This window comes from Hymenobacter antarcticus (genome assembly GCF_039539545.1).
GTDB classification, from domain to species: domain Bacteria; phylum Bacteroidota; class Bacteroidia; order Cytophagales; family Hymenobacteraceae; genus Hymenobacter; species Hymenobacter antarcticus.
The window spans coordinates 41146-55311 of sequence record NZ_BAABDI010000014.1; the positions used below are offsets into that span (position 1 = coordinate 41146).

A 14166-nucleotide genomic window follows, 5' to 3' on the forward strand; every position below is an offset into this window, starting at 1 on the left:
CACCACAAGGGCCTAACTGGCACAGCAGCTGAGCTTGGCAACGTCCTGGCTGAAGGACAGAGCGGCCAGCTTAATGCCTTCGGACTGGGTTAAGTAGGGATAGAACGTGTTGGCTAAATCTGCCACGGTCAGGCCCCCCTTCAGGGCCAGCGTCAGCGGCGAGAGCAGTTCGCCGCCCTCGGGAGCCACGATACGGGCACCGAGCAGCACGTCCGTTTCGGCGTGGCGTAGCAGCTTGATAAAACCCCGCGTGTCTTTGGCCGCCACGTTGCGCGGCACTTCCGAGAGCGGCAGCACGCGCACTTCCACCGGCAGGCCGGCGGCTTCGGCACCGCGCTCGTCGAGGCCCACGCCCGCCACCTGCGGGTCGGTGAATACCACCCAGGGCAGGGCCGTGAAGTCGGTGGCCCGCCCCGCGCCCGCGAAGGCGTTCTGCACGGCCAGCTTGCCTTCGTAGGCGGCGGCGTACACGTAGGCCGGGTTGGGGGTCACGTCGCCCACCGCGTAAATATTGGCGGCCGAGGTTTCCAGCTGTGCGTTCACCTGCACGTGCCCGGAGGGTGTGAGCGTGACACCCGCCTTGTCCAGGCCCAACGTGCTGGTATTAGGCCGGGTGCCGGCCGCCAGCAGCAAGTGGGTACTCCCAATTTCCTGGGTGCTGCCGTTCACCCGAACCCGCACGGTGACGCGCGGACCGTCGGTGGCCACGTGCTCCACGGCTGCGCCGGTCAGGATGGTCAGGCCCTCGGCGCGCAGGTGGCGGGTGAGCTCCTCGGCCACGTCGGCCGTCTGGGTGCTCAGCACGTGGGCCGAGCGCTGCACCACCGTCACGCGGCTGCCGAAGCGCTGGTAGGCCTGGGCGATTTCCAGCGCGATGTAGCCCGCCCCGATGATGGTCAGCGACTCGGGCAGCTCCTCGTGCTCAAACAAGGACTCGGAGGTGAAGTAGGGCACTTTATCCAAGCCCTCAATGGCTGGGATGAGCGGGGCCGCGCCCGTGGCCACGATGAACTTGAGGCCCGTGTACTCGGTCTCTTTCCCGTCCGGGCCCTTCACGCGGATGGTGCGGGCGTCGACGAATTCGGCCCAGCCGGCTACCACGCGCACGTTTTCCAGGTCAGCAAGCAGGGCTTCGTACTTCTTACCGCGCAGCTGGTTCACCAGGTCACGCTTCTCGCGGATGACCTTCGCAAATTCCAGGGCGGGTCGGCCGGCCTGCACGCCCGCGAAGGCCGAGTGGCCGGCGTGGTGAAAGCTTTCGGCCGCGCGAATCAGGTACTTGGAAGGCACGCAGCCCACGTTGACGCAGGTGCCGCCCAGGGGCAGGCCGCCGTTGACGACCAGCGTGGACAGGCCCTGCTCGTTGGCGTGAAGGGCCGCCGCAAACGCCGCCGAGCCGCCCCCGACAATAACCAGGTCGAAAAACGTGCCCTGGGGACCGTGCCCGGCCAGCTCGGCCGAAGGCGTTGCCGACGCGGGCCGGTCCGTGGTGCCGGTCCGGGGGGCGGTGGATGATTGGGTAGCGGGCGTTAGGGCTTCGGGGATGGGAGCTGCGGTACCCTCGGCGGGGCCCGGGGCAATCTCCCCGGTCACCTCGTAGTGGCCCGAGGCGGTGATGGTGGCGGCAATCTCCTCTTTCGAAATAACGTCGCCGTCGTAGGTAAACGTGCCATTGCCGGCGGGGTGACTCACGTCGGTGGCCAGGACGCCGGGCTTGCCTACGAACTGCTTGGCGATGCCCGTGGCGCAGCCGGTACAGGTCATGCCGCCAATGCCGAATTCGATGGTTTTGGTTGCCATTATAAAGACTTAGTTAAACAGGCTGGAAAGGGACGAGCAGCAGTCACCGCCGCCCAGGGTTGCTTTTTTAGCCGCCTTGCCGCTGGCTTTGGTTGCCATGGGCAGTGCCCGGGAAAGGCCGGCCAATGGGAACAGGGTCGTGCGCGCTGTGAACGGAGGAGATGCAAGGGATTACGGCTGAGGGACCAGCTCCACTTTGGTCACCGCGTAGCCGGTTTCTTTGGTCACGGCTTTGGCCAGCTGGTCGGCGCTCACCTCGCGCTGGTCGAACGTGACCAGGGCCCGGCCCTCGGAGAAAGAAGACGAAGCGGTGAGCACGCCCGGCGTGGCGTTCAGGGCGTGGTTCACGCTCACCTCGCAGCCCGAGCAGCTCATGCCCGCGATGGAGAGGCGGGCCTGCCCCGTTTCCCGGGCCGTGGCCGTGGCCACCGGGGCGTTGTTTTTCAAGAGGCTGCCCGAGAAGTAGGGAAAGGCCAGCAGCCCGGCGGCCAGCACCGTCACCACACCCAAAAACCCTTTCGATTGCAGCAGCGAGGGCTTTTCGTCTGCCTCGCAGGCGCAGGCGATTTCAGCCGGCGGGCGGGGCTTGAGCTTCTGGTACCAGGCAAAGCCGAGCACGCCGACGGTCAAGACAATCAGGTAGGGCCGGAAGGGCTCCAGCCACGAGAAGGTGGAAGCAACGCCGCCGATGCCGCCGAGCACAGCCAGGATGGGCGTGATGCAGCAGAGCGAGGCCGCGAAGGCGGCCAGCAGCCCGGCACCGACCAGCGACTTGGTGCCGGACGTTTCAGGATTCGACGTGTTCGGGGATTGGGGGGTGGAGGGGTTCATTGGGGCAGCTTGGTAAGGGGGGAAGCGGCGATGGTCGCAAACAAAGGCTTGAGCAGGGGCAGGTGTGCGGGCTGCAGGTAGTAGAAGATGGTCTGGCCGACTTTGTCGGCGCCCACCACGCCGCCATCCTTGAGCTTGCGCAGGTGCTGGGAGACGGCCGACACGTTCATGTTCAGCACGTCGGCGATGTCGCACACGCAGAGCTTTTGCTCTGCGTGGAGCAGGAACAGGATTTTCAGGCGCACCTCGTTGCCAGCCAGGTTGAGCAGGGCGGCTAGCGCCCGCAGGTCCGGGGCCACGGCGGTGAGCAGTTGCTGGCAGTGTTCAATGTGACGGGTATCCGCGAAAACCCGGATGCAGGAGGGGGATTTCATGACGAAGAAAACACGTTTTATTAGTTGCTTATTTAAGTGAAAGCTAAAACAAATCACAAAGGTTTCAACCCCCTTCTGCGTTTTTTCCTCGCCAGCAACAACGATAGCACAACAGTTGGAGCAGGGACCACCCCCTGAGCTTTCCGGACAACTGCCAGCAGCTGGTTTGCCACAGAAGGACAGCGAAAAAAGTTGAGTAAATGCACAGAAACAAGCCTCAGCACCGGACGCGGGAACAACCGGGTGTGCAGCCGACAGGCACGAAGGGCAGCGGTGGGGCGCACAAGCAGCAGGGATAATGCCGGGCTGCCGGTGCCCGACACTGCCGATGGTCGCGCTACCACCGGTCCACCTTACAAGGCACCAAAGAAAAATCAGCTCGTTTTTTAGTTTCGAAAAAAAAGTTGCCCGGCCCTGTAAGGCTACCCCCCGTGCCAACGACTGCCGCATCCGGGGTCCGGCTGAAAAAACGTGGTCGGACTCACCGAAGCGTGCTCACCCGGCAGGTAGCCGCCCGGCTTTTGCTACCTTCGGCCCAGGCCGCAGGGGCGACACCGCCTTCGCTTAGAAGCTGTTTAAGTTGGCATCAGCCCTGGGCCCGCTGCTGCCTTGTGCAGGGAGGGCCAGCCGAGTGCCGGCCCTCTCCGGTTGTTATCGGCTAATTGCCCCGGTAGCGCACGCGCCAGATAATCCCCGCTACGGCGTCGGAAACGAGCAGCGAACCATCGGAGGCCGTGACGATGCTGACTGGCCGGCCAAATACCTGGGGCGTGCCGGGCTGGTCGGCGTTCAGGTGCCAGCCCGTTATAAAATCTTCGTAGCCGCCTTCGGGCTGGCCTTGGGCGTTCATCTTCAGCCGCACCACTTTGTAGCCCGTGCCGGCGGAGCGGTTCCACGAGCCGTGAAAGGCCACGTAGGCGTCGCCACGCGCATCGGCCGGAAACGCCGTGCCGGTGTAAAAAGCCAGGCCCAGCGGTGCCGAGTGCGATTTGAATAAAATATCGGGGGTGCGGGTGGTGGCCGTCAGCGGACTGGTCGCGGTAATGCGCGGGTCGCGGTTGCCGGGGGCCAGGTAAGCGTAGGGGTAGCCATAGAAGGCATTGGGCACCAGGGCCGTGGCATAGTCCGGAACCAGTTCGTCGCCCAAGCCGTCGCGCTCGTTAACCACGGTCCAGATAGCGTTGGACTGGGGGTTCAGGGCCAGCCCCACGGGGTTGCGCAGGCCGGAAGCGTAGGTCACGCGGCCGGTGCCGTCGAGGTTGTACTGCTGAACGCTGGCCCGCTCCACGTCGTCTTCTATCCCGACATTTTTTGCCGAGCCGACGGCGGCGTAAATCTTATTGTTGTGAATCAGCAGGGTGCGGGTGACATGGTTGCCGCCTCCCGGCAGGACCGCGAGCTGAGTAGCGGCCCCGCTCGCACGTGTCTGGCCGCTGCTGTAGGCGTAGCGGATGATGGAGTTGGTATTGCCGACATAGAGAAAGTTGCCGTCGAAGGCCATGCCGTGGGGAAGGAAGAGCACGCCGCCCGCATCCCACACAAACGTTTCATCGACCCGGCCGTCGCGGTTAGCGTCGCGCAGCACCGTAATCTGATTCAGGCTGGGCTGGGCCAGGAAGATGTCCCCGTTGGGGGCGACGGTCATCCAGCGGGCATTGGGTGCCTCCGCAAAAATATTGACGGCATAGCCCTGCGGTACCCGCAGGCGAGCATTGGCGGGACGGGCGGCCAGCACCTGCGGAAAGTTGGTGGCGGACGTACTGGCGAAGGGTGCCGGCAAATCGACCAGGCGCACGGTGGTCGTAACCGGCTGCAGCACTTCGGTGGGGAAATCCTGGGTGGCGGGGTCCACTTCGGGGTCGTTGTTTTTGTTGCAGGCGGCCAGGCTCAGCAACAGGGCGGTGGCAAGTAAATAGCAACGCATGGTTATCGGGGGTTTAAGTATGAAAAAAGCAGGAGCGGCAAGCGTAGGACGAGGGGAGAAGGCCGGGGCGCTGGGGCAGGGCAGTCGCTGGCCGCGAACGGCGGAGCTGGCGGAGAAGTGGCCCGGAGAGGGATTTCCCTGGTCCCGCAGGCGGCCAGGGCACTGGTTGGCATAAAGCTTCGCTGTGTGGCTTACGCCGGAGCCGGGCTTTAAGTTGCTTAAAAACAACGCTTTGTCCGCTGCCCGACAATTGCCCGGAATAAATGCATCGGCGTTAAATGAGCTCTTTCTGCCATGCAAAAAACCCGGCACTCCAGGAACGCCGGGTTTTTTTCGCCCCGTTTCCTGCTCAGGACTTAATAGAGTTATTATCAGTTGATTGCTAAAGGGTTACACTCAGAACGTCATGCTGAGCTTGTCGAAGCATCTCTACCGCTTCGTTGAACGGCTCATACGAAGCGGTAGAGATGCTTCGACAAGCTCAGCATGACGTTCTAAATTATATAAAAATCTCACCATCAAGTGATAGTAGCTCTAATACTCACAACAAGGTTGAGGCCTTCATACACTACCAGGTATCTCAACACCATCTAATCAGCAGGGCTCTATCCTGGTGGGTAGTGGCCGTTTTCTCCTTAGGTTTTGGGCAAATCGGGCCGCAGGGGCGTATCCTGGTTCAGGCCCAGCTCCTGCTGGGCTTCAGGCGACGACCCTTCGGGTGGCACGCCCAGCAGCATACGGGCCGTGCGCCAGCCCAGCTTCACGTCGGCCCAGAGGTGGCCGGGGGCCTCGTGGCCGTAGGCGCGGTAGCGGCCGGGCGGCACCGGCCCCTTGGCCTCCACGGCCTCGCGGATGGCGACGGCCCACTGGTCAAATTGCGCCATAAACGGGTCGTCCCGCACCATGTCCTCGGCCTGGTCGTCGGAGTATTTTTTTCCGTAGCCGGTTTCGCCGTATTGCCAGAGCTCATCGGGCACTTCCACCCCACCGTAGCGGCACTGCCACACCAGCGGCGCGTAGGTGTCGCGCATATCCTCGAACGGCTCTTTTTCGGGGTCGAAGTAGGATTTGTGGCGCAGGATTTTGGGGCGGCCCGTCGCGTCCAGCTCGTCGCCCCCGCCGTCGCCGTAGCAGAAGAAGGCGGCCGTGCGCCCCTCCAGATGGTTGACGCTGAGCTTTTCCCACTCGGGCGTGTGCTCCAGGGCCATGGCCTTTTCGGGGTCTTTGTGGTCGATAAGGTCTTCCCTGGGGTTGCCGCCGTTCATGCACACCAGCCGGTCAAACAGCAGCTTGAGTACCGAGCTGGGGCCGTACCAGTTTACCGGCCCGATGATGCACCAGGCGTCGGCCTGGTCGAGGCGGCTGTAGAGGTCCAGGTTCCACATCAGGTCGGGTTCGAGCCGGCTGTTTTTCTCGTAGCAGTTGCAGGGCCACACGCACAGGGCCATGCTGGTGCTCACGCAGGCGTTGCAGGGCTGAATGCGGGCCCAGCCGTACACGTTGCCCAGGTCTTCGGTGTCGATGTCCCAGGTGGCGGGCAGGCGGTCGGCCAGGCGGTTCATCAGCGTGCGCGCCTTGCTGTCCACGCCGGGGCAGTTGTACTGGCGGCGGTTGGAGCCGGCAATGAGCAGCACGCGCAGGCGGCGCGGTGCGGCGGGGGGAGCTATCTGGTCGGCTGGGGTGGGCATCGGAGCGGAGGAATGAAGGATGAAGGACGGAAGAGGATACGGCCGGCTAGATGTCCGTTTTGAGCGTGGCCGGGCGGTTGGTTTGCTCAAACAGCTCGCCATGCGGCACAATGGTGATGTTGCCGTATTCCCGCAGTAGCTGGCGGTAGGCCTCCGCAACGGGCCGGGGCTTACGGTCCAGGTCGTAGAGGCCGCAGGGGTTCACGGTGCCCTCTTTGCGGGCCAGTCCAATGTTCCAGTCAATCTGGTCGATAAGTGAATACCACGTAAAGCCGAGCACGGGTACGCCCGTTTTGCGCATCCTCAGGATGTTGACCCATTGCTTCCAGAGCCAGGTGGGGGCCTCTTCCGCGTCGAAGACGTTGGTTTCGGTGTGCATCACCGGCTTGTGGTAGCGCAGGTAATACTCGTGGGTGATGTTGAACCAGCCCATCACCTCCGAGCTGATGCGTACTTCCCCACCGGGTAGAATCATGCGTTCGTTCGTTCCGTAGTAGTCGTTGCCCATAATCTGGTAGCCCGGGGGTTCACCAGCCATAAACCAGTCGTACTCTTTCTGAGTCATGCCATTTTTGCGCAGGTAGGCACACACGTCGCCGTCGGGGTGGTGGGCGTAGAGCAGGTCCAGCGAGAGGAAGCGCAGCTTATTGCCCAGCTGCACCTCGTGCGAGTGCTCGGCCCGTAGCTCGTGGGTAAACTCGGCCGACTCGCTCTGCACAATCACGCAGTCGGGGCGGTGGCGGGCGATTTGCTGGTTGCCCATGATGCTGGCCGCCACCAAGTGCTTCATGGCGGTCACGAAGGCTTCGTCCGACTTGAGCTGCTCGTTCCAGACGCCATCCTTGGCGCTGAACTTGGCCGTGACGTAAATTTCGTTGATGGGGGTGTAGTAGCGCACCCAGGGGTAGCGCTCGGCCACGGCCCCGCAATAGTCGGCAAAGTGAATGGGCAGTTCCGGGTTCTGGTAGTTGCCCAGCCAGTCGGGCACGCCAAAGTGCATCAAATCCAGAATTGGGGTGATGCCCAGCCGGTTGATTTCGTTCATCGCTTTATCGGCAAATTCCCAGTCGTACTCGCCGGGGCCCTTATGGATTTTATAGTAGGGCAGCCCGTAGCGCAGCACCTTCAGGCCCATATCCTGCACGAGCTGCAAATCCTTCTGCCAGTGCTCATAGTGCCCACATTCTTCCAGCAGGTCGCGGCGGATTTTGCCGTTGCCAATGGTGGGGTACGAACACTCGATGCCCGTGGCAAACATAAAATTGCCGGCATTGCCACTCGGCAGGCCCCGGCCGGAAGTGCCCCCGGCCCCGCCGTATTCGTCGCCGGCGTAACCGCCGCTGCCGAAGTGCCGTTTGATGTTGGTCAGAAAAGAGTGGGCCATATATTCAGGAAATGGTGGGTACAGAGGACTGGGTCAACCTGCCCGTACCAAGGGCAGGAAAATGCCTGCCTGGCCCGCCATAAGCCGGGCTACTTGTTAGTACGGGCCACACCAAGACATGGGCAACTGTAAAATGCGGTTTTGTCGGCCACCCGACAATTTGCCTTGTTATAAGGCCATCGCGTCGTCACGGCCAGGATGCCAGGCTCGGGCCAATCCCGGTATTTGGTGCAGCTTTGTTCGCTGCTTCATAATACCCCCAAGTCATTCCCACCCGCCCATGTCCACTCCCCTCGTCGCGCCCCTGGCCGCCCACGGCTGGGACATCGCCGGCCAGGGCTGGGTGCCCGGCAAGCACGCTTGAGCCCGGGTCTTGCAGCGAGTACAGGCCATGGCAGTAGGGTAGCAGCCGGCCGAAAATTGGGCGCATGGCCTCCAAAAAAGACGAGGCGAGCCGCCCTCGTGCCGTTACTACAAGCTGCAGGACCTGAACAGTTTCCGGGATAAGGGAGTAAACGACCGCCTGAACACAAGGGTCTACGCCGCGGCCCTGAACGTGGGAAGCCGGGAACCCCCTCCAGCTGGCCGGGCGTACCTATACGTTGCAGACCACGGGCCAGCGCCTTGGCTTGGCGCTGGCCCGCGACGAGCAGGGGCAAGTAGCTTATCCCACGGTGGTGCTTCTGGATGAGAAGTTGCAGGTGCGCGGTCGCTGGCTGGGGCTCATCAAAGCGGCACCGCTAAGAGCGGCGCTGGACAAACTGGCTGACGCGCCTGGTTTGTAGCCGCTGAATCAAGAGAATGACGCCGTAATCGGCGTAAGTCGGGCAAACGCCCGGCCGTCTTCCGCAATCAGTGCTTCATGCCATCCTTGTCCCCGGGTTTGGCTTTGCCGAGTTGGTCAAGCGCAGCGCGAAACCCGCTGGCCAGTTGCTGGGCCGGGCCCCGGCCGTAATAGTGCAGGAACATCATGCGGGGCTGGTCGAAGAGCATGTGGTTGTGCACGGCCACCACTTCCAGGTTGTGCGCTCGCAAGGCTTTGATGACCGGGTTTACTTCGTGCTCCAGCATGGCAATATCGCCGGCAATATGGCTGTCGGCCTGCTTGCCGGCAAAGGCGGCCCAGGAGTTCAGGCCGATGGCGGCCGTCATCTCCGTGCCCATCATGATGGATTGCAGGTCGGCCCGGCCCACGGTATACTTGTAGGTGGGGCCATTTACCACGCCCTGATAGCCGATGAGCTTATCCAGCGCCGGGAGGTCGAACAGCTCCTTGCCGGTGGGCGGGCCGGCGGCGGGCGTGGCGTTGTTGCCGGGCTGGTCGGCCGTTGCGCCGGCGCTGGGCCGGGGCTGGTTGGCGGGCAGTAGCTTGGAGTCTTTCAGGGCAGCGGCAAACTTGCGGGCCAGCTCGGCCGGGCTCCCCATGCCGTGGATGTGCATGTAAAAGATGCGCGGCTCCTCGTAAAAAAAGTGGTTGTGCACGGCCCCAATTTCCAGTCCCTGGGCCAGCGCCGCCGACATCAATGGGTTGACTTCTTCCTGCAGCAGCACGGTGTCGCTCATGAGCATGGCCGACTTGCCGTCCAGGGTGTGCTTGATGGCTACCCAGCCCCCAAAGCCGAAGGGGATAGGCACCGGCTCACCCTTGATGGTGATTTTTAAATCGTTGCGCGGCAGCGGCGTGGTGTGCGTGGCCTGGGCTTCCACGTAGGTGCCCTTCTTGCCCATGGCCGCTTCCACGGCGGCAATCTCGGCGGCGGTCAGCGCGGGGGTTTTGCCGGCGGCCGCGGCGGTCGACCAGGCGGGCAGGGTGCCCAGCAGCACAGGAGTGGTCGCCAGGGCCATGGTCTTGAGCCAGCCGCGGCGGGAAAAGCGGAAGTCATTCATCGAGCACAGAGTATGGGTTAAAAGGCTCTGTTTACGCAGGAAAAGGCACCTGGTTAGCTCAACCTGCTCCGGCATGGAGCACAATTTGTAGCAGCAAGTTTGGCTTGGTCTGGACACAACCGGCAACCAGAAATTTGCCTTGCCAACTGGTCCAGGGTCACCTTGAGTTCGGGAGTATTGTACTCGGCCTTATTGTCATGACGGGTGGCGACCTGGCCGTTGGGGGCCGCGGTGCAGTACCGTATGCACTGCGCCCAATCGGCAACAATTACTATTTGTTCGGGCTCGGTTTCGCCCGAATGGTCCTCGACGGGTTGCTGCACCAAGCGCCGCCGGGGAATTACGCATATCTAAATCCGAATTGTGTAAAACCCTGCGTTTTCCCGCGGCGTACCTTTGCGAGCAATCCGGCGTAATCCGCCTTTACCATCCTGTGAAACGCTACGTCAGCCTATTCCTGCTCTTTAGCTACCTGCTGTCCAGCCCCGGGCTGGCTTACAGCATGCACTTCTGTGGGCAGGATTTGACGGCCGTGACGGTGGCCGCCGATGCCGACAAGCACTGCTGCTGCCAGGAAAAGGGTACGCCGGATTGCGGCTGCTGCCACGACCAGAAGGTGGTCAGCGCGACTAAAGACCTCAAGCTCACGGCCACGCACTTCCTGCTGCAGGCACCCGACGTGGCCCCGCCGCCCGCTGTATTGCGGCTCGTGTGGCAGCTTAGCCAAGTGGCTTACCCCGCTGATGAGCCCGCCAGCCGCCTGCTGGCCCACGCGGCCCAGCCGCCGGAGTGCCCCGCCTACGTGCGCGGGCACGCCTTTCTGATTTAGTTGGTGGGCTGATGCTCGTCTCCTCCGGCCAGTCGGCTGGGGGCTTTCGTGCGTACTGCTGCTTCCAGCGGCGCGCACCCGCGACAAGCCAACCGGGCCGCCGATGTCCTCGCCTGGGGTTTCCGGCGCCGTGACGCTTCCCATCTTCTTGCTGCTAATCATATATGATTGAGCGACTCATTTCCTTTTCCCTGCGGAACCGCTACCTCGTGCTGCTGCTGGCCGCCGGCCTGTTTGCCTGGGGCGCGTACTCAGTACGCGCGAGTAAAATCGACGCCATCCCCGACCTGTCCGAAAACCAGGTCATCGTCTTCACCGAGTGGATGGGCCGTAGCCCCCAAATTATGGAGGACCAAGTCACCTACCCGCTGGTGACCAACATGCAGGGCCTGCCCAAGGTGAAGTCCGTGCGCGGCACTTCCATGTTCGGCATGAGCTTCGTGTTCCTGATTTTCGAGGACGACGCCGACATCTACTGGGCCCGCGAGCGGGTGCTGGAGCGCCTCAACTACGCCCAGCGCCTGCTGCCCACCGGCGTGACCCCCACCCTGGGGCCCGACGGTACGGGCGTGGGCCACGTGCTTTGGTACACCCTCAAGGCCCCCGGCCTGGACCTGGGCGAGCAGCGGGCCCTGCAGGACTGGTACGTCAAGTTCGGCCTGCAAAACGTGCCCGGCGTGAGCGAGGTGGCCAGCTTCGGCGGCTTCCAGAAGCAGTACCAGGTGACGGTGGACCCCACCAAGATGACGTATTACGGCATCACGCTGCCGCAGGTGCTGGCGGCGGTGCGCAGCAACAACAACGAGGCCGGGGGCCGCAAGTTCGAGCAGTCGGGCGTGGGCTACATCATCAAAACGACGGGCTACATCCAGGATATGGCCACGCTGGAAAACGTGCCGGTCATCACCCAGGGCACCACGCCGGTGCGCATCCGCGACGTGGCCACGGTGCAGATGACGGGCGAAGCCCGCCTGGGCATCATGGACCTCAACGGCGAGGGCGAGGCCGTGGGCGGCATCGTGGTAATGCGCTACGGCGAAAACGCCGACGCCATGATAACGCGGGTGAAGGCCAAGATGGAGCAAATCCGCGCCGGCCTGCCCCCGGGCGTCTCGTTTCAGCTGGTGTACGACCGCAGCGGGCTGATTCAGGATTCGGTGGATTCCATCAAGCACACCCTGCTGGAGGAAATGGTGGTGGTGTCGCTGGTCGTGCTGCTGTTCCTCTTTCACTGGCGCAGCGCGCTGAGTATCCTGATTCAGATTCCCATCACCATCGCCACGAGCTTCATCCTGCTCAACGCCTTCGACATTTCCTCTAACATCATGTCGCTCACCGGCATTGCCCTGGCCATCGGCGTCATCGTCGACAACGGCATCGTGATGACCGAAAACGCCTACCGCAACCTGGCCGAGTACCAGGCCGGGGAGAGTGCGGGCGGCCCGCCGGACGCCGGCCCCGAGCCGCCAACCGCCCTGCCTGCCGCCGCCGGTCCGGCTCCTTCCACCCCAACCCCCGTTTCTCATGGATAACCAAAAGCGGCTCGAAATCATCGAGTCCTCCAGCAAGCAGGTGTCGCGGGGAATCTTCTTCTCGACCATCATCATCGTCACCTCCTTTTTGCCGGTGTTTCTGCTCACCGGGCAGGAGGGCAAGCTCTTCCACCCGCTAGCCTGGACCAAGAGCTTTATTCTGATTATCGACGCCATTCTGGCCGTGACGCTGGCCCCGGTGCTGATTTCCTTTTTTCTGAAGGGCAAGTTCAAAACCGAGGAGCAGAACCCGCTCAACCGCTTCCTGGAGCGCGTGTACTCGCCGATGCTGCACTGGGTGATGCGCTGGCGCAAAACCACCCTGGCCATCAACGTGCTGGCCCTGCTGGTGAGCATCCCCTTAGTCATGAGCCTGGGCACCGAGTTCATGCCGCCGCTCAACGAGGGCTCCATCCTGTTCATGCCCGTGGCCCAGCCCGACGTGTCGAACACGGAGATGAAGCGCATCCTGCAGGTGCAGGACAAGATTATCAAGCAGGTGCCCGAGGTGCTGAGCGTGCTGGGCAAGGCCGGGCGGGCCAGCTCGGCCACCGACAACTCGCCCATCAACATGATTGAAACCATCATCCTGCTTAAGCCCCGCGAACAGTGGCGCGAAGGGATGACCAAGGCCAGGCTGATTGAGGAGATGAACGGCAAGCTCCAGATTCCGGGCGTGGTCAACGGCTGGACCCAACCCATCATCAACCGCATCAACATGCTCAGCACCGGCATCCGCACCGACGTGGGCGTGAAGGTGTACGGCCAGAACCTGAACACCATCAACGACGTGGCCCAGCAGGTGAACGCCGCCCTCAAGGGCGTGCCCGGCGTGGAAGACCTGTACGTGGAGCCCGTGACGGGCGGCAAGTACCTTGAAATCGACATGAACCGCCCCGAGCTGGCCCGCTACGGCCTCACCGTGGACCAGGTGAATGAGGTGGTGGAGTCGGCCATCGGCGGGGCCCCCATCGCCAGCACCGTGGAGGGCCGGCGCCGCTTCGCCATCAACGTGCGCCTAGCCCAGGACTACCGCAACAGCCTGGCCGATATCAAGCGCATTCCCATCCAGACGGCCAGCTACGGGCCGGTGCCGCTGTCGGCCGTGACTACCATCCGCTACGCCGAGGGCCCGCCCATGATAAGCTCGGAAAACGCCCAGCTGCGCGGCGCGGTGCTCTTCAACGTGCGGGGCCGCGACTTGGGCAGCACCGTGGACGCCGCCATGCAAAAGCTGCAAAGCGTGGAGAGCAAGCTGCCCCAGGGCTACTACCTGGAGTGGAGCGGGCAGTACGAGAACCTGATTAGCTCGCAGCGCACGCTCAAGCTCATTCTACCGCTGGTGCTGGTGGTGATTTTTGGGGCGCTGTACTTCGCCTTTCACTCCGTGCGGGAGGCGTTTATGAGCCTCATTACCATTCCCTTCGCCCTGATTGGCGGGGCCTACATGGTGTATTTCTACGGGGTGAACCTGTCGGTGGCGGTAGCCGTGGGCTTCATTGCCCTGTTCGGGCTGGCCGTGGAAACGGGCGTCATCATGGTCATCTACTTAAATGACGCCATGCAGAAGCTGGTGGCGCTGAAGGGCAACTCCCGGGAAACCATCACCAAGGAAGACCTGCAGGAAGCCGTATTTCACGGCGCGGCCAAGCGCCTGCGGCCCAAGCTGATGACCGTTTCGGTGTCGCTATTCGGCCTAGTGCCGGTGCTCTGGGCCACCGGCACGGGCTCGGACGTGATGCTGCCCATCGTGCTGCCCATGATAGGCGGGGTGTTCACCTCGGCCACCCACATTTTGCTCGTCACGCCGCTCATCTTCCTGTACACCAAGGAGTACGAGCTACGAAAATTCGGAAAAATCGATGTCCTTGAAGTCTCACATTAATAATTGGACGGGGACTTGGCTCCCTCCCTTTT

The 14166-nt window shown here is 62.7% G+C and carries 11 protein-coding genes; 4 read left to right on the forward strand and 7 right to left on the reverse strand.

What is annotated here, in order from left to right:
- Positions 1–12 precede the first annotated feature (12 nt).
- The 6 genes from merA to ABD819_RS11330 all read right to left on the reverse strand — a co-directional run bounded on the left by merA (position 13) and on the right by ABD819_RS11330 (position 8001).
- Positions 13–1800, reverse strand: coding sequence for a mercury(II) reductase (gene merA / locus ABD819_RS11305; RefSeq protein WP_345124268.1), 1788 nt, complete (start codon positions 1798–1800; stop codon positions 13–15).
- Between the two features lie 171 nt (positions 1801–1971).
- Positions 1972–2631 carry a mercuric transport protein MerTP gene (merTP, locus tag ABD819_RS11310; RefSeq protein ID WP_345124271.1) on the reverse strand — a complete coding sequence of 220 codons (660 nt, stop codon included), beginning with the start codon at positions 2629–2631 and terminating at the stop codon, positions 1972–1974.
- On the reverse strand, positions 2628–3005 hold the full coding sequence (locus tag ABD819_RS11315; RefSeq protein WP_345124274.1) for an ArsR/SmtB family transcription factor: 378 nt from the start codon (positions 3003–3005) through the stop codon (positions 2628–2630). The genes merTP and ABD819_RS11315 overlap by 4 nt, the downstream gene beginning before the upstream one ends.
- Positions 3006–3663: 658 nt before the next feature.
- Positions 3664–4929 (reverse strand): PQQ-dependent sugar dehydrogenase, encoded by a 1266-nt coding sequence (locus ABD819_RS11320; RefSeq protein WP_345124276.1) that lies wholly within the window; start codon positions 4927–4929, stop codon positions 3664–3666.
- 635 nt (positions 4930–5564) lie between these two features.
- Positions 5565–6617, reverse strand: coding sequence for an NAD(P)H-dependent oxidoreductase (locus ABD819_RS11325; protein WP_345124278.1), 1053 nt, complete (start codon positions 6615–6617; stop codon positions 5565–5567).
- Positions 6618–6663: 46 nt separating this feature from the next.
- On the reverse strand, positions 6664–8001 hold the full coding sequence (locus ABD819_RS11330) for a family 1 glycosylhydrolase (protein WP_345124280.1): 1338 nt from the start codon (positions 7999–8001) through the stop codon (positions 6664–6666).
- A 602-nt stretch (positions 8002–8603) separates the two neighbouring features.
- Here ABD819_RS11330 and ABD819_RS11335 point away from each other — a divergent pair.
- Entirely contained in the window at positions 8604–8786 is a 183-nt protein-coding gene (locus ABD819_RS11335; RefSeq protein WP_345124282.1) for a hypothetical protein, read from the forward strand.
- 67 nt (positions 8787–8853) lie between these two features.
- Here the strand turns inward: ABD819_RS11335 and ABD819_RS11340 are convergent, their stop codons facing one another.
- Complete coding sequence (locus ABD819_RS11340; protein ID WP_345124284.1) at positions 8854–9888, reverse strand: DUF1259 domain-containing protein; 1035 nt, start codon at positions 9886–9888, stop codon at positions 8854–8856.
- Positions 9889–10321: 433 nt separating this feature from the next.
- Between ABD819_RS11340 and ABD819_RS11345 the strand changes: the two genes are divergently transcribed.
- From ABD819_RS11345 to ABD819_RS11355, 3 genes are all read left to right on the forward strand, one after another.
- Complete coding sequence (locus tag ABD819_RS11345) at positions 10322–10717, forward strand: HYC_CC_PP family protein (RefSeq protein WP_345124285.1); 396 nt, start codon at positions 10322–10324, stop codon at positions 10715–10717.
- Positions 10718–10881: 164 nt separating this feature from the next.
- Positions 10882–12249: an efflux RND transporter permease subunit gene (locus tag ABD819_RS11350; protein WP_345124287.1), complete on the forward strand. Its 1368-nt coding sequence runs from the start codon at positions 10882–10884 to the stop codon at positions 12247–12249.
- Positions 12242–14134, forward strand: a complete 1893-nt coding sequence (locus ABD819_RS11355; protein ID WP_345124289.1) for an efflux RND transporter permease subunit — start codon at positions 12242–12244, stop codon at positions 14132–14134. Before ABD819_RS11350 ends, ABD819_RS11355 begins: the two co-directional genes overlap by 8 nt.
- Positions 14135–14166: the final 32 nt, after the last annotated feature.